Origin of the sequence: Streptococcus mitis, assembly GCF_016658865.1 — a bacterium.
Classification (GTDB): Bacteria; Bacillota; Bacilli; order Lactobacillales; family Streptococcaceae; genus Streptococcus; species Streptococcus mitis_BT.
This window is the reverse complement of record NZ_CP067992.1, coordinates 1,374,308-1,388,732: the sequence shown is the minus strand read 5'-3', so window position 1 is coordinate 1,388,732 and position 14,425 is coordinate 1,374,308. Positions and strand designations below refer to the sequence as shown.

Here is a 14,425-nt window from a genome sequence, read left to right as displayed (position 1 = left end):
CGATTTTAAAACTCCATTGAAACATCTATTTCTATAGAGTAGGAATTCCTGAAGAACAGCTTAGGTGACCTTCTTTATCGATGAGGATAGCTTCGATGCCCTCCAAACTTTCGACTTGCCAGAGGATAGAAGCAGGTCTTTCTCCAAATAGACGAGTTGTCCAGATTTCACCATCAACTGATTTATCAGAGATGATTGTTAGACTAGCTAGTTCCGTTTCAACAGGATATCCTGTTTGGCTGTCAAAAATATGATGGTAATCTTTTCCATCGACAGTCAGGTGACGTTCATAAATGCCTGAAGTCACGACAGATTTATTGACAACAGGGATGGTCATTAAGTGATTTCCCCTCGGATTGGCTGGGTCTTGAATCCCGATTTGCCAAGGCTGATTTCCTCTTGCCTGATTTTTTCCAATAGTCAGGATATTCCCTCCAAGATTGATCAAGGCAGATGTCACTCCCTCTTCTCTAAGAAATTGGGCAACCTTATCCGCACTATAGCCCTTAGCTAAACAACCTAGATCGATCTTCATTCCTTTCTGTTTCAAGAATACAGTGGAAGTAGAAGAATCTAACTCAATAGAATGAGGATTGATTAAAGGTAGAACCGATTCAATTTCTTGAGGTTGGGCCACTTTGGCATCTGAAAAACCGATGCGCCAGGTTTGAATCAAGGGACCAATGCTGATGTTGAGATGACTAGAGGGCGCTAGGCTATGTTCTAATCCAAGTGAAATCAATTCAAACAAATCAGGATGAACATTGACTGGAGCTATTCCAGCTTGATAATTGATTTCCATCAACTCAGATTCTTGGCTATTGGCATTGAAACGATATTCTAACTCTTTGAGCAAATCAAAGGATTTTTGGAGCAAGATATCGGCTTGCTCATCTACTAATGAAATAGTGATAGTAGTCCCCATTAGCCGTTCGGAATGTGAACTAAGAGGCAAGCTACCAACTCCTTTCTCTTATGAAAAGACGGCTGAAATATAGTAAATTTACATTAAATTTAACCCCTTACATTTTCTTTCCATGATACTAGCATACCATAAAGTCAGCGTTTTCACAAATAAAATTTGTAAACTTGTCAAGAAATATGCTCAGAAAATAAAGAGTAATTGTAAGAAAGGCTGATAAAATACAGATTATTTACATTTTTTTACAAAAAAATCGGGAAAATTAGCTAAACTCTTGTAAACGCTAACAGTAAATGTTATACTAGAAGAGTAAATTTAAAATTGAAGGTAGGAATTTTTCTATGAGTAAAATCGTTGTAGTTGGTGCTAACCACGCTGGTACAGCATGTATTAACACTATGTTGGATAACTTTGGAAATGAGAACGAAATCGTTGTATTTGACCAAAACTCTAACATTTCTTTCCTAGGATGTGGAATGGCCCTTTGGATTGGTGAACAAATTGACGGTGCTGAAGGCTTGTTCTATTCTGATAAAGAAAAATTGGAAGCTAAAGGTGCTAAGGTATACATGAACTCACCAGTTCTTTCAATCGACTATGATAACAAAGTAGTTACAGCAGAAGTTGAAGGGAAAGAGCACAAAGAATCATACGATAAATTGATTTTCGCTACAGGTTCTACACCAATCTTGCCACCAATCGAAGGTGTTGAAATTGTTAAAGGAAACCGCGAATTTAAAGCAACTCTTGAAAACGTACAATTTGTGAAATTGTACCAAAACGCTGAAGAAGTTATCAATAAACTTGCTGATAAGAGTCAACACCTTGACCGTATCGCTGTTGTTGGTGGTGGTTATATCGGTGTTGAGCTTGCTGAAGCCTTTGAACGTCTTGGAAAAGAAGTTGTCCTTGTTGATATCGTTGATACTGTCTTGAACGGTTACTATGACAAAGACTTCACTCAAATGATGGCGAAGAACTTGGAAGACCACAACATCCGCTTAGCTCTTGGTCAAACTGTTAAAGCAATCGAAGGTGACGGTAAAGTTGAACGCTTGATTACTGATAAAGAAACTTTCGATGTGGATATGGTTATCCTTGCAGTTGGTTTCCGTCCAAACACAGCCCTTGCTGATGGTAAAATTGAACTTTTCCGCAACGGTGCCTTCCTTGTAGACAAGAAACAAGAAACATCTATCCCAGGCGTTTACGCAGTAGGTGACTGTGCGACTGTTTATGACAATGCTCGTAAAGATACTAGCTACATTGCCCTTGCTTCAAACGCTGTTCGTACTGGTATCGTTGGTGCTTACAACGCTTGTGGACATGAGTTGGAAGGAATCGGTGTTCAAGGTTCAAACGGTATCTCAATCTACGGTCTTCATATGGTTTCAACTGGTTTGACTCTTGAAAAAGCGAAAGCTGCTGGTTACAACGCAACTGAAACAGGCTTTAACGATCTTCAAAAACCAGAATTTATGAAACATGATAACCATGAAGTTGCCATCAAGATTGTCTTTGATAAAGATAGCCGTGAAATTCTTGGTGCTCAAATGGTATCACGTGATTCTGCTATCAGTATGGGAATCCATATGTTCTCACTTGCTATCCAAGAGCATGTGACAATTGATAAATTGGCATTGACAGACTTATTCTTCTTGCCACACTTCAACAAACCATACAACTACATCACAATGGCTGCACTTACAGCTGAAAAATAAAATTTGATGAGCTATCTGGCCTTAAGTTAAGGTCAGATAGTTTTTTCATCATTCTGTACCCATACAATTACGTTTTTTTTATCTTGTACTTCATTTTAATCTAACTTAAAATGAAATGGTAGCTACCAATACAAATGATGAGGATAAAGAAATGACTGAAAATCGTTATGAACTAAATAAAAACTTGGCACAGATGCTCAAAGGTGGGGTTATCATGGACGTTCAGAACCCTGAACAGGCTCGTATTGCAGAGGCCGCTGGTGCGGCTGCTGTTATGGCCTTGGAGCGAATTCCAGCTGATATTCGTGCAGCTGGTGGTGTTTCCCGTATGAGTGATCCAAAGATGATTAAGGAAATCCAAGAAGCGGTTAGTATTCCAGTGATGGCCAAGGTCAGAATCGGGCACTTTGTTGAAGCTCAGATTTTAGAGGCTATTGAGATTGACTATATTGATGAGAGTGAAGTTTTATCTCCAGCAGACGATCGTTTCCATGTGGACAAGAAAGAATTCCAAGTTCCTTTTGTCTGTGGGGCTAAGGATTTGGGTGAAGCCTTGCGTCGTATCGCTGAAGGTGCTTCTATGATTCGTACCAAAGGAGAACCGGGTACGGGGGATATCGTCCAAGCTGTTCGTCATATGCGTATGATGAATCAGGAAATTCGCCGTATTCAAAACCTACGTGAGGACGAACTTTATGTTGCTGCCAAGGAATTGCAAGTCCCTGTAGAATTGGTTCAATATGTCCATGAACATGGGAAATTGCCAGTTGTAAACTTTGCTGCTGGAGGTGTTGCAACGCCAGCAGATGCTGCGCTGATGATGCAATTAGGGGCAGAGGGTGTCTTTGTCGGTTCAGGTATTTTTAAGTCAGGAGATCCTGTTAAACGAGCGAGTGCCATTGTCAAAGCGGTAACTAATTTCCGAAATCCTCAAATTTTAGCTCAAATCTCTGAAGATTTAGGAGAAGCCATGGTTGGTATCAATGAAAATGAGATCCAAATCCTCATGGCTGAGCGAGGAAAATAGATGAAAATCGGAATATTGGCCTTGCAAGGGGCCTTTGCAGAACATGCAAAAGTGCTAGATCGATTAGGTGTCGAGAGTGTTGAAATCAGAAATTTAGAGGATTTTCAGCAAAATCAGAGTGACTTGTCGGGTTTGATCTTACCTGGTGGGGAATCTACAACCATGGGCAAGCTCTTACGTGAGCAGAACATGCTGATTCCCATTCGAGAAGCAATTCTATCTGGCTTACCGGTGTTTGGGACCTGTGCGGGTTTAATTTTGCTGGCTAAGGAAATTACTTCTCAGGAAGAGAGTCATCTAGGAACTATGGATATGGTGGTCGAGCGCAATGCCTATGGGCGCCAATTAGGAAGTTTCTACACGGAAGCAGAATGTAAGGGAGTCGGTCAGATTCCAATGACCTTTATCCGTGGTCCGATTATTAGTAGTGTTGGAGAAGATGTAGAAATTCTAGCAACAGTTGATAATCAAATCGTTGCAGCCCAAGAAAAAAATATGTTAGTAACTTCTTTTCATCCAGAATTGACTGATGATGTGCGCTTGCACCAGTACTTTATCAATATGTGTAAAGAAAAAAGTTGAGATTGAATTTCTCAACTTTTTTACATGTAATAAACAATGGCAATGTATTGGAGGGCAGATGCTGCTAGGATAAAGAGATGCCAAATCATGTGGAAATAAGGTTTTTTCTTGGCATAAAATCCAGCTCCAACTGTATAAGAGAGTCCACCGCTTACCATGAGACTCCAAAAGATTGGTGTTGTTTGACTGATAATGGCAGGAATGATAGCCAGAACCAACCAGCCCATAATCAGGTAAAGAGCAAGGCTGAATTTCTCATTGACCTTTTTAGCAAAGATTTTATAGAGGATACCAAAGATGGTCGTTCCCCATTGAATAGCAATAATCAGATAGCCAAACCAGTTATTCATCAAGGTCAATACGACTGGCGTATAAGAGCCTGCGATAGCCACATAAATCATAGAATGGTCAATAATTCTCAAGACATATTTGTGGGTTGAACCATAGGCCATAGAGTGGTAAATGGTGGATGAGAGGAACATGAGAAAAAGACTGATGACAAAAATGGATACACCTATAGATGATAAAAATCCGTGTGTCTCATAACTATAGGTGGATGAAATAGGTAGCAAGATGAGCATGATGACTGCTCCTACGGCATGGGTCACGCTATTAGCAATCTCCTCTCCAAAACTGAGTTGTTTGCTGAGTTTAAGACTAGTGTTCATTGGATTACCTCTTCTTGAGTATGATCGATTAAGGCTAGAGTTTGATGATAGAGTTTAACGGTTTGACAGCTACTTTGGATAATAGGGTTAGCTGGGTCAATTCCTTGGTTCATGTAGTTTACAAAAGCATCGTAGAGTTGCTCTGAACTTGCTTGACTTTGTAGAGTATTCAGTGTCTGAGCTATTTCTTGAATAGAAAATACAGACTTGAGGGTTGTGATAGCAATCAAACGGGCAATCTGTTGGCGTTGGTATTTTTTCTTGTCAGGCTTTGTCAGGTAACCATGTTTGACATAATTGTTGACCATAGATGCTGTTAGGCCCTTGTCTTTATCTGGAGATACAGGAGCGCAGACTTGATTGACATAAAGCAAAACCTGGTCCAGATAGAGGTCAATGTTTGGAATTTCTTCCCATCTTGGGTAAGAAAAAGCAGTTTTCATTTTAAACTCCTTTTTATCTAGTTTTAATAACTAGATTATAAAATAATAAAAACAAACAGTCAAGTTTTAACTGCTTGTGAAAAGGCTTAAATTATGCTATGATGGGAGAAACTAGTCAGAAATGAGGAGAAAAGATGGAGATTCGTTTAGCTTTTCCAAATGAAGTAGATGCCATTATGCAGGTAATTGAGGATGCTAAAAAATGTTTAGCAGATGCTGGTAGTGACCAGTGGCAAAATGGCTATCCAAATGCGGACATTATTATCGATGATATTATCTCAGGTCAAGCTTATGTTGCCTTGGGAGAGGGAGAACTGCTAGCCTATGCTGCTGTGACCAAGAGTCCAGAGGCAGCCTATGAAGCCATTTATGAAGGAAAATGGCAAGCTGGAGAGTCAGAGTACCTAGTCTTTCACCGTATTGCTGTGGCAGCAGATGTCCAGGGACAGGGAGTTGCTCAAACTTTTTTAGAGGGCTTGATTGAAGGTTTTGACTATCTAGATTTTCGCTCAGATACGCACGTTGCAAACAAGGCCATGCAACATATTTTTGAAAAACTCGGTTTTAAACAGGTTGGTAAAGTGCCGGTTGATGGCGAACGCTTGGCCTATCAAAAATTAAAGAAATAATGCAAAAGAAGTACGCAAAAAGGCTCTACTCTTCGCCAATTGGCTCTCTTTCTCTCGTAGCTGATGACCACTATCTGTATGGCATTTGGGTACAGGATCAGAAGCATTTTGAGAGAGGAATAGGAGACAAAACCATAGAAGAAGTTGTTAGTCATCCTGTTTTAGCTCCAGTTATTGCTTGCTTAGATGATTACTTTAAAGGCAAGTCTCAGGATTTATTCAACTTACCCTTGGCTCCAATTGGAACGGATTTTGAAAAGCGAGTTTGGTCCTATTTACAAGGAATTCCTTATGGTCAGACAGTGACCTATGGACAAATAGCGCAAGACCTGCAAGTGCCTTCTGCTCAAGCAATTGGTGGAGCAGTGGGACGCAATCCTTGGTCTATCCTAGTACCTTGTCATCGTGTTCTTGGAGCAGGCAAGTGTCTGACTGGTTATGCTGCAGGAGTGGAAAAGAAAGTCTGGCTTTTAGAGCATGAAGGCGCAGATTTTAAAGATATAAAATAGAAAGTGAAACACATGTTAGAATTTATCGAATACCCAAAATGTTCAACTTGTAAAAAAGCAAAACAAGAATTAAACCAACTCGGTGTGGACTACAAAGCTGTTCACATCGTCGAAGAAACACCAAGCCAAGAAGTCATTTTAAACTGGCTAGAAACCTCAGGATTTGAATTGAAGCAATTTTTCAATACCAGTGGAATCAAATACCGGGAATTAGGACTAAAAGATAAGGTAGGAAGTCTGTCAAACCAAGAAGCAGCTAAATTGCTAGCAAGCGACGGTATGTTGTTAAAACGTCCCATTTTAGTGGAGAATGGAACTGTTAAGCAAATCGGTTATCGAAAAGCTTACGAAGAATTGGGACTGAAATAGTTTTTACTTATCTCTTTGATAGATAAAATATATAACCTCCCTGTTTCAAAGTATGATAAACTAGTAGGTAGACAAAGTCTGTATCTGACCGTAGCAAATAATTTCATTGACGGCAGAAGTATGGTAGAATGAATCATTATCAGGAGAGGATGTTTTTATGAATGTTACAACGATTTTAGCATCAGATTGGTACCAAAACTTGATGCAATTGATTCCAGATGGCAAGCTGTTTAGCCTGCGTTCGGTCTTTGATGGAATTCCAAGAATTGTTCAACAGCTTCCAACAACGATTATGTTGACCATTGGTGGTGCCCTTTTTGGCTTGGTTTTGGCGCTTCTTTTTGCTATTGTGAAAATCAATCGTGTCAAGATTTTATACCCCTTGCAGGCCTTCTTTGTTAGTTTCCTCAAAGGGACACCGATTTTGGTGCAACTCATGTTGACCTACTACGGGATTCCTTTGGCTTTGAAAGCCCTCAATCAGCAATGGGGAACAGGTCTTAATATCAATGCGATTCCAGCTGCTGCTTTTGCGATTGTTGCCTTTGCTTTTAATGAGGCAGCTTATGCGAGTGAAACCATTCGTGCAGCGATTCTCTCAGTTAATCCTGGTGAAATTGAGGCGGCACGCAGTCTGGGAATGACCCGAGCACAAGTTTATCGTCGCGTGATTATTCCAAATGCGGCCGTTGTGGCGACTCCAACCTTGATTAATTCCCTAATCGGCTTGACCAAAGGAACATCTCTAGCCTTTAGTGCGGGTGTTGTGGAAGTCTTTGCCCAAGCTCAGATTTTGGGTGGTGCTGATTACCGCTATTTTGAACGCTTCATATCCGTCGCCCTTGTTTATTGGGTAGTAAATATCGGTATTGAGAGCCTCGGTCGTTTCATCGAGAGAAAAATGGCTATTTCTGCACCCGATACAGTGCAAGCAGATGTGAAAGGAGACCTTCGTTAATGATTAAGATTTCGAATTTAAGTAAATCCTTTTCAGGACAGACTGTCTTGGATCATCTGGACTTGGATATCCAAAAAGGGGAAGTCGTAGCCTTGATTGGTTCTTCAGGAGCTGGAAAATCAACCTTTTTACGCAGTCTCAATTATCTTGAAACTCCTGACAGTGGCTCTATTCAGATTGATGATTTCTCAGTTGATTTTTCTAAAATCACTCAAGAAGAAATCCTGGCCCTACGCCGTAAGTTGTCTATGGTTTTCCAACAGTTTAATTTGTTTGAACGCCGAACAGCACTTGATAATGTAAAAGAAGGCTTGGTTGTTGTCAAGAAATTGTCTGACCAAGAAGCGACTAAGATTGCCAAGGAAGAGTTGGCTAAGGTTGGGCTTTCGGACCGTGAAAACCATTACCCTCGCCATTTATCAGGTGGACAGAAGCAACGGGTTGCCTTGGCGCGTGCTCTTGCTATGAAACCAGATGTCTTGCTCTTAGACGAACCAACTTCAGCTCTTGACCCAGAATTGGTCGGTGAAGTAGAGAAGTCTATTGCAGATGCTGCTAAGTCAGGTCAAACCATGATTTTGGTCAGTCATGACATGTCCTTTGTAGCCCAAGTGGCTGATAAGATTCTTTTCTTAGATAAGGGGAAAATCATCGAGTCTGGAACACCGGATGAGATTATCCACCATCCTAAAGAAGAACGGACAAAAGAATTCTTCGCTAGTTACAAACGGACTTATATTTGATATAATAGATAAAGGAAAACTCAGTTAGCTGGACTAGCTGAGTTTACTCTTTAAAAAAGATAGAAATGAGAGAAATCATGCTACTGCAACTATTTTCTTTATATTTCGAGAGTTTGATCTTGACCACCATCCTCGTCCTGATTTTTTTAGGGATTTGGATTGGACTGAGAGCCATGTCGGGAGTTGATAAGACTGCTAAGGCTCGCCAAGCCCATCTCTATGATATGATTATGATTGGGGTCTTGGTTGTTCCAGTATTATCCTTTGCGGTTATGAGTTTAATTCTTGTTTTCAAGGCATAATCCTTGCTTCATTGACAAGAAAGAGTTAGAATAAAGATAGTTACAACAAGAAAGAAGGAATCTATATGTACGATACTATTATTATCGGTGCTGGTCCTGCAGGAATGACTGCAGCCTTGTATGCTGCTCGAAGCAATCTCAAAGTAGCCTTGATTGAAGGTGGTCTGCCAGGTGGTCAGATGAATAATACATCGGATATCGAAAATTACCCAGGATACGCTAATATTAGTGGACCTGAATTGGCTGAAAAGATGTTTGAACCACTTGAAAATCTTGGTGTTGAGCATATTTATGGTTATGTTGAAAATGTCGAAGACCATGGTGATTTTAAGAAAGTGATGACTGATGACCAAACATACGAAACACGTACAGTTATCGTAGCGACTGGTTCAAAACACCGTCCTTTGGGAGTACCTGGAGAAGAAGAACTGAACAGTCGTGGTGTTTCTTACTGTGCCGTGTGTGATGGTGCTTTCTTCCGTGACCAAGATTTGTTGGTAGTTGGTGGCGGAGATTCAGCTGTTGAAGAAGCCCTCTTCTTGACTCGTTTTGCTAAGACTGTTACCATTGTTCATCGTCGTGACCAACTTCGTGCTCAAAAAGTTTTACAAGACCGCGCCTTTGCGAATGAGAAAATCAGCTTTATCTGGGATTCTGTAGTGAAGGAAATCAAGGGCGAAAACCGAGTAGAATCTGTCGTTTTTGAAAATGTGAAAACAGGTCAAGTGACAGAACAAGCCTTCGGTGGCGTCTTTATCTATGTTGGTTTGGACCCTCTTAGCGATTTTGTTAAAGGATTGAATATCCAAAATCAGGCTGGCTGGATTGTGACAGATAACCACATGAAAACTGCGGTTGATGGTATCTTTGCCGTTGGAGATGTTCGCTTGAAAGACCTTCGCCAAGTAACAACAGCAGTTGGAGATGGAGCTATCGCTGGTCAAGAAGCTTATAAGTTTATCACCGAACATAGTTAATCATAAAAAAGTTTCCAATCAGATGACTGGAAACTTTTTTATAGTCTATTTCGAAAAACTTCGTACATGAGAATGGCTGCAGCAACACTGGCATTGAGACTTTGAACATGTCCATTCATCGGAATGGTAATCATCTCATCAACCTGTTTTTTGATGTTGCTAGAGATGCCTTTTCCTTCATTTCCGATGATGAGGGCAATTTTCCCTTTTGTATTCCACTTGTGGCAAGGAGTCCCATTCATATCTGTTCCAAAGGTCCAGAATCCTTCATCCTTGAGTTTGTCTAGAGTTTGGCTCAGATTGGTCACTCGAGCAATTGGAACGTGCTCAATAGCACCTGTGGCTGTTTTGGCAACGACAGGAGTAACTCCGACAGCACGGTGCTTGGGAATGATGACTCCTGAAACATTGGTCGCATCGGCTGTTCTTAAGATGGAGCCTAAGTTGTGAGGGTCGGTTAAGCCATCCAGAATTAATAGCAAAGGATTTTCTTCTTGGCGTGTTTTGGCAAGGATTTGGTCCAGCTCACTATAGGCAAATTCGGACACTCGTAGAACAAAACCTTGGTGGACAGCACCTTCAGTCATCTCAGAGAGGGATTTTTTTGAGGTCCAAGAAATGGAGACCTTCTTTTCTGTAGCTAGTTCCTTGACTTTCTCAACATTCTTACCTCGGAGATCTTCTTGGAGGTAAAGTTTGTTTCCTGTGTTTGCAAGGAGAGCTTCGGTAACGGCGTGGACGCCATAGACAATATCATTTGTTTTCATGCCTCTATTATAACACAAAACCCCGTCTTGCAACGGGATTTTCTTTATTCCAGAATCAGTAAACCATCTTTAACTGCAAATGGGTCTTTTTCATTGATGCGATCGTAAAACATGATACCGTTGATGTGGTCAATTTCATGCTGAACAACGATGGAGTTGTAGCCTTTGAGCTTGATACGGTGTTTTTCTCCATCCTTGTCAAAGTAGTCAACAGTAACGCGGGCATGGCGAACTACATAGCCAGGCACGTTGCGGTCAACAGAGAGGCAGCCTTCTCCTTCACCAAGAGCAGCGTCTTGAACAGAGTGAGAGACGATTTTTGGATTGTACATAATGGCTTGCAAGTCGTAGGCTTCCTGTGGAGTTTCGCCTTCTTCGACAATGTTTGGCACCAAAACAGCGATAATACGTTTTGAGATATCTAATTGAGGAGCAGCAAGTCCAACCCCACCGCGGAGTCCCATCTTTTCAGCCATGACAGGATCTTGGGAATGTTTCAGGAATTGCATCATCTTTTCGCCTAGGATGATTTCCTGGTCAGACAAGGGGAAAGTGACTTCCTCAGCAACTGCGCGTAGAGTAGGATTCCCTTCGCGGATAATATCGTTCATATCAATTAAGTGAGCAGCTTTTGTAATACGTTCTATTGCAGACATTTTCTCTCCTTTCATTACCTCTACATGATATCACAAAATGACAAGGAATGAAAGCATTACAGCCTTTAGGATTTATAGAAAATAGATAGAAGTTCAATTCATACTCAATGAAAATCAAAGAGCAAACTAGGAAGCTAGCCGCAGGCTGTACTTGAGTACGGTAAGGCGACGCTGACGTGGTTTGAATTTGATTTTCGAAGAGTATCAATTGTGAAAGAATTACTTATCTGTGATATAATAAAAAGAAAAGGCTTGCATTAGAAAGTAGGGAGAATGGAGATGCAAAGAAGACAAGATAGACATAAACGTGGACCAGTTTTTCGCTTTGTGAAAGGTTTGGTCAACTTTTTTAGACGTTATCGTAAGTGGAGTAATAAGGGGTTTGTGGCGATACTCTTGCTAGCAGTTGCTTTATCAATGGGCTTGGTCTTGCTGTTTGAAAGTTTCCAAGGAATCCCCTTGACCAGTCAAAAAAAGGATGCCATTTCTAAAGAAGCAAATAAGACAAATCAAAAATCTAAAGATCAGGAAGAAGAAACAAGTGCTCGTATTATGGCCCATGGAGATTTACTTTACCATGATATTATCTATATGTCAGCTAAAAAGGAAGATGGCAGCTATGATTTTCATGAGAATTTTGAATACGTAACTCCTTGGCTTAAGCAGGCAGATTTGGCAATAGGTGATTTTGAAGGGACCATTAATAAAGATCATTATCTAGCTGGCTATCCTTTATTTAATGCTCCTGGTCAAGTAATGGATGCTATTAAAGATGCTGGGTATCATGTTTTAGATTTAGCCCATAATCATGTTTTAGATTCGCAAATTGAAGGAGTCATTTCAACGGCAGATGCAATTGAAAAGGCAGGAATGACACCTATTGGAGTTTATACGCACGAGTCACGTGATCAAGCTCCGCTCGTTATCAAGGAAGTGAACGGTATCAAGGTTGCACTTTTGGCTTATTCTTATGGATTTAATGGAATTGAGCAAAGTATTTCTCAAGAAGATTATAACCGCTATCTTTCAGACCTAAACGAAGATAAGATGAAGGCTGAAATTGAGCGTGCAGAGAAGGAAGCGGATATTACTGTTATCATGCCTCAGATGGGTGTTGAGTATCGAATAGAACCGACTGAAGAGCAAAAGGCTTTGTACCACAAGATGATTGATTGGGGAGCGGATATTATCTTTGGAGGCCATCCACACGTAGTTGAACCATCTGAGATTGTTGAAAAAGATGGAGACAAGAAACTCATTATCTATTCAATGGGGAACTTCATTTCTAACCAACGTATTGAAACAATGACTGGTGTAGACAATGCTAAGTGGACAGAGCGTGGTGTTCTTATGGATGTAACTGTCAAGAAAAAAGATGGACAAACAACTATTGAAACAGCTAAAGCTCATCCTACTTGGGTCAATCGAACACCAAAAGGAACTTTTTCACCAGAAGGATATCCCCTATATCATTACCAAACCTATATCTTAGAAGACTTTATCGAGGGTGGTAGCCATCGTGACCAGTTAGATGAAGCGACTAAGGAGCGAATTGATACAGCCTATAAAGAAATGAACGAACATGTGGGATTGAAGTGGGACTAGCTTAAATCCAGAGGAAAGTAAATGACGATTAAAGTAATTGCGACAGATATGGATGGGACCTTGCTGGATGCTAGAGGCCAGCTTGATCTCCCACGCTTGGAAAAGATTTTAGATCAGTTGGATCAAAGGGGTATTCGTTTTGTCATCGCGACTGGGAATGAAATTCACCGCATGAGGCAACTACTGGAGCACTTGGTCGATCGAGTGGTTCTGGTTGTTGCAAACGGTGCTCGTATTTTTGAAAACAATGAATTGATTCAGGCACAGACTTGGGATGATGCCATTGTCGATAAGGCTTTGGCTCATTTCAAGGGTCGAGCGTGTCAGGACCAGTTTGTTGTGACGGCTATGAAGGGTGGTTTCGTCAAGGAAGGTACGATTTTTACAGACCTTGAAAGTTTTATGACTTCAGAAATGATTGAAAAATTCTACCAACGGATGCAATTTGTGGACGAATTAACCTCTGACCTCTTTGGTGGTGTGCTCAAGATGAGTATGGTTGTTGGTGAGGAACGTTTGAGTTCGGTCTTGGAAGAAATCAATGACCTCTTTGATGGCCGTGTTCGTGCTGTATCGAGTGGCTATGGTTGCATTGATATCCTTCAAGCTGGAATTCATAAAGCATGGGGCTTGGAAGAATTACTCAAGCGCTGGGACTTGACCTCCCAACAAATCATGGCTTTTGGTGACAGTGAAAATGATGTTGAAATGCTTGAAATGGCTGGAATTGCCTATGCGATGGAAAATGCTGATGATAAAGCCAAAGCTGTGGCTACTGCTCTAGCGCCAGCCAATAGCCAAGGAGGAGTTTATCAAATCTTGGAAAACTGGTTAGAAAAAGGAGAATGAAGTGGCAGTACAGTTATTAGAAAATTGGTTACTAAAGGAACAAGAAAAAATCCAAACCAAGTATCGTCACCTAAATCAAGTTTCTGTTCTAGAGCCCGATATTCTCTTTATTGGGGATTCCATTGTCGAATATTATCCTCTACAGGAACTATTTGGGACTGCAAAGACGATTGTCAATCGAGGCATTCGAGGTTATCAGACAGGGCTGTTACTAGAGAATCTAGATGCGCATCTTTACGGTGGAGCGGTAGATAAAATTGTCCTTCTGATTGGGACAAATGATATCGGAAAAGATGTGCCTGTGAATGAGACTCTCAATAATCTCGAAGCTATCATACAGTCTATTGCTCGCGATTACCCACTGACAGAGATAAAATTGCTTTCTATTTTGCCAGTCGATGAGGGAGAGGAGTACAAGCAGACAGTCTATATCCGCACGAATGAAAAAATTCAGAAATGGAATCAAGCCTATCAAGAGCTTGCTTCTGCCTATATGCAGGTAGAATTTGTGCCAGTTTTTGATAGTTTGACAGACCAGGCAGGTCAACTCAAAAAAGATTATACAACTGATGGGTTGCACCTTAGTGTTGCTGGTTATCAGGTTTTGACAAAATCTTTGAAAGACTATCTTTTGTAGTTAATTGCTTTCCTTTTTGCATTTTTGTGTTAGATAAGGTATAATGGTTTTATTGTCTTTT

The 14,425-nt window shown here is 40.7% G+C and carries 18 protein-coding genes; 13 read left to right on the top strand and 5 right to left on the bottom strand.

Annotated elements, in window-relative coordinates:
* Positions 1-31: 31 nt before the first annotated feature.
* Entirely contained in the window at positions 32-955 is a 924-nt protein-coding gene (locus JJN14_RS07020; protein ID WP_201058256.1) for an FAD:protein FMN transferase, read from the bottom strand.
* Positions 956-1,263: 308 nt separating this feature from the next.
* Here JJN14_RS07020 and nox point away from each other — a divergent pair, with 308 nt between their 5' ends.
* From nox to pdxT, 3 genes are all read left to right on the top strand, one after another.
* Positions 1,264-2,643, top strand: a complete 1,380-nt coding sequence (gene nox / locus JJN14_RS07015) for a H2O-forming NADH oxidase (protein WP_201058255.1) — start codon at positions 1,264-1,266, stop codon at positions 2,641-2,643.
* A 151-nt stretch (positions 2,644-2,794) separates the two neighbouring features.
* Entirely contained in the window at positions 2,795-3,670 is an 876-nt protein-coding gene (gene pdxS, locus JJN14_RS07010; protein ID WP_000138526.1) for a pyridoxal 5'-phosphate synthase lyase subunit PdxS, read from the top strand.
* Positions 3,671-4,252, top strand: a complete 582-nt coding sequence (gene pdxT, locus JJN14_RS07005) for a pyridoxal 5'-phosphate synthase glutaminase subunit PdxT (RefSeq protein WP_201058254.1) — start codon at positions 3,671-3,673, stop codon at positions 4,250-4,252.
* 20 nt (positions 4,253-4,272) lie between these two features.
* Here the strand turns inward: pdxT and trhA are convergent, their stop codons facing one another.
* Both trhA and JJN14_RS06995 read right to left on the bottom strand, forming a co-directional pair.
* Positions 4,273-4,920 (bottom strand): PAQR family membrane homeostasis protein TrhA, encoded by a 648-nt coding sequence (gene trhA, locus JJN14_RS07000; protein ID WP_201058253.1) that lies wholly within the window; start codon positions 4,918-4,920, stop codon positions 4,273-4,275.
* Positions 4,917-5,363: a DUF1836 domain-containing protein gene (locus JJN14_RS06995; protein ID WP_201058252.1), complete on the bottom strand. Its 447-nt coding sequence runs from the start codon at positions 5,361-5,363 to the stop codon at positions 4,917-4,919. Before JJN14_RS06995 ends, trhA begins: the two co-directional genes overlap by 4 nt.
* 134 nt (positions 5,364-5,497) lie before the next feature.
* Here JJN14_RS06995 and JJN14_RS06990 point away from each other — a divergent pair, with 134 nt between their 5' ends.
* From JJN14_RS06990 to trxB, 7 genes are all read left to right on the top strand, one after another.
* Complete coding sequence (locus JJN14_RS06990) at positions 5,498-5,992, top strand: GNAT family N-acetyltransferase (RefSeq protein ID WP_201058251.1); 495 nt, start codon at positions 5,498-5,500, stop codon at positions 5,990-5,992.
* Positions 5,992-6,501, top strand: a complete 510-nt coding sequence (locus JJN14_RS06985; RefSeq protein ID WP_201058250.1) for a methylated-DNA--[protein]-cysteine S-methyltransferase — start codon at positions 5,992-5,994, stop codon at positions 6,499-6,501. Before JJN14_RS06990 ends, JJN14_RS06985 begins: the two co-directional genes overlap by 1 nt.
* A 12-nt stretch (positions 6,502-6,513) precedes the next feature.
* Positions 6,514-6,870 (top strand): arsenate reductase family protein, encoded by a 357-nt coding sequence (locus JJN14_RS06980; RefSeq protein WP_201058249.1) that lies wholly within the window; start codon positions 6,514-6,516, stop codon positions 6,868-6,870.
* Positions 6,871-7,027: 157 nt separating this feature from the next.
* On the top strand, positions 7,028-7,828 hold the full coding sequence (locus JJN14_RS06975) for an amino acid ABC transporter permease (protein WP_201058248.1): 801 nt from the start codon (positions 7,028-7,030) through the stop codon (positions 7,826-7,828).
* Complete coding sequence (locus JJN14_RS06970) at positions 7,828-8,571, top strand: amino acid ABC transporter ATP-binding protein (RefSeq protein ID WP_000590965.1); 744 nt, start codon at positions 7,828-7,830, stop codon at positions 8,569-8,571. Before JJN14_RS06975 ends, JJN14_RS06970 begins: the two co-directional genes overlap by 1 nt.
* Before the next feature lie 77 nt (positions 8,572-8,648).
* The gene (locus JJN14_RS06965) at positions 8,649-8,873 is read left to right on the top strand and encodes a DUF4059 family protein (protein WP_000926599.1); all 225 of its coding nucleotides are present in this window, start codon (positions 8,649-8,651) and stop codon (positions 8,871-8,873) included.
* A gap of 65 nt (positions 8,874-8,938) precedes the next feature.
* Positions 8,939-9,850, top strand: a complete 912-nt coding sequence (trxB, locus tag JJN14_RS06960) for a thioredoxin-disulfide reductase (protein WP_061589820.1) — start codon at positions 8,939-8,941, stop codon at positions 9,848-9,850.
* Between the two features lie 38 nt (positions 9,851-9,888).
* Here the strand turns inward: trxB and rlmB are convergent, their stop codons facing one another.
* Positions 9,889-10,617 carry a 23S rRNA (guanosine(2251)-2'-O)-methyltransferase RlmB gene (rlmB, locus tag JJN14_RS06955; protein ID WP_045611907.1) on the bottom strand — a complete coding sequence of 243 codons (729 nt, stop codon included), beginning with the start codon at positions 10,615-10,617 and terminating at the stop codon, positions 9,889-9,891.
* 44 nt (positions 10,618-10,661) lie between these two features.
* Complete coding sequence (gene def, locus JJN14_RS06950; protein ID WP_001272956.1) at positions 10,662-11,273, bottom strand: peptide deformylase; 612 nt, start codon at positions 11,271-11,273, stop codon at positions 10,662-10,664.
* 279 nt (positions 11,274-11,552) lie between these two features.
* Here def and JJN14_RS06945 point away from each other — a divergent pair, with 279 nt between their 5' ends.
* The 3 genes from JJN14_RS06945 to JJN14_RS06935 are packed head-to-tail and all read left to right on the top strand — an operon-like array spanning position 11,553 to position 14,364.
* Entirely contained in the window at positions 11,553-12,878 is a 1,326-nt protein-coding gene (locus JJN14_RS06945) for a CapA family protein (RefSeq protein WP_201058247.1), read from the top strand.
* Between the two features lie 21 nt (positions 12,879-12,899).
* Complete coding sequence (locus JJN14_RS06940; RefSeq protein WP_201058246.1) at positions 12,900-13,727, top strand: HAD family hydrolase; 828 nt, start codon at positions 12,900-12,902, stop codon at positions 13,725-13,727.
* Between the two features lies 1 nt (position 13,728).
* Positions 13,729-14,364, top strand: coding sequence for an SGNH/GDSL hydrolase family protein (locus tag JJN14_RS06935; protein WP_201058245.1), 636 nt, complete (start codon positions 13,729-13,731; stop codon positions 14,362-14,364).
* Positions 14,365-14,425: the final 61 nt, after the last annotated feature.

What these genes read in the sequence shown, in the direction of transcription:
- nox (WP_201058255.1), top strand. Translation starts at nt 1,264, where the DNA reads ATGAGTAAAATCGTTGTAGTTGGTGCTAACCACGCTGGTACAGCATGT.
- pdxS (WP_000138526.1), top strand. Translation starts at nt 2,795, where the DNA reads ATGACTGAAAATCGTTATGAACTAAATAAAAACTTGGCACAGATGCTC.
- pdxT (WP_201058254.1), top strand. Translation starts at nt 3,671, where the DNA reads ATGAAAATCGGAATATTGGCCTTGCAAGGGGCCTTTGCAGAACATGCA.
- trhA (WP_201058253.1), bottom strand. Translation starts at nt 4,920, where the DNA reads ATGAACACTAGTCTTAAACTCAGCAAACAACTCAGTTTTGGAGAGGAG.
- JJN14_RS06995 (WP_201058252.1), bottom strand. Translation starts at nt 5,363, where the DNA reads ATGAAAACTGCTTTTTCTTACCCAAGATGGGAAGAAATTCCAAACATT.
- JJN14_RS06990 (WP_201058251.1), top strand. Translation starts at nt 5,498, where the DNA reads ATGGAGATTCGTTTAGCTTTTCCAAATGAAGTAGATGCCATTATGCAG.
- JJN14_RS06985 (WP_201058250.1), top strand. Translation starts at nt 5,992, where the DNA reads ATGCAAAAGAAGTACGCAAAAAGGCTCTACTCTTCGCCAATTGGCTCT.
- JJN14_RS06980 (WP_201058249.1), top strand. Translation starts at nt 6,514, where the DNA reads ATGTTAGAATTTATCGAATACCCAAAATGTTCAACTTGTAAAAAAGCA.
- JJN14_RS06975 (WP_201058248.1), top strand. Translation starts at nt 7,028, where the DNA reads ATGAATGTTACAACGATTTTAGCATCAGATTGGTACCAAAACTTGATG.
- JJN14_RS06970 (WP_000590965.1), top strand. Translation starts at nt 7,828, where the DNA reads ATGATTAAGATTTCGAATTTAAGTAAATCCTTTTCAGGACAGACTGTC.
- JJN14_RS06965 (WP_000926599.1), top strand. Translation starts at nt 8,649, where the DNA reads ATGCTACTGCAACTATTTTCTTTATATTTCGAGAGTTTGATCTTGACC.
- trxB (WP_061589820.1), top strand. Translation starts at nt 8,939, where the DNA reads ATGTACGATACTATTATTATCGGTGCTGGTCCTGCAGGAATGACTGCA.
- rlmB (WP_045611907.1), bottom strand. Translation starts at nt 10,617, where the DNA reads ATGAAAACAAATGATATTGTCTATGGCGTCCACGCCGTTACCGAAGCT.
- def (WP_001272956.1), bottom strand. Translation starts at nt 11,273, where the DNA reads ATGTCTGCAATAGAACGTATTACAAAAGCTGCTCACTTAATTGATATG.
- JJN14_RS06945 (WP_201058247.1), top strand. Translation starts at nt 11,553, where the DNA reads ATGCAAAGAAGACAAGATAGACATAAACGTGGACCAGTTTTTCGCTTT.
- JJN14_RS06940 (WP_201058246.1), top strand. Translation starts at nt 12,900, where the DNA reads ATGACGATTAAAGTAATTGCGACAGATATGGATGGGACCTTGCTGGAT.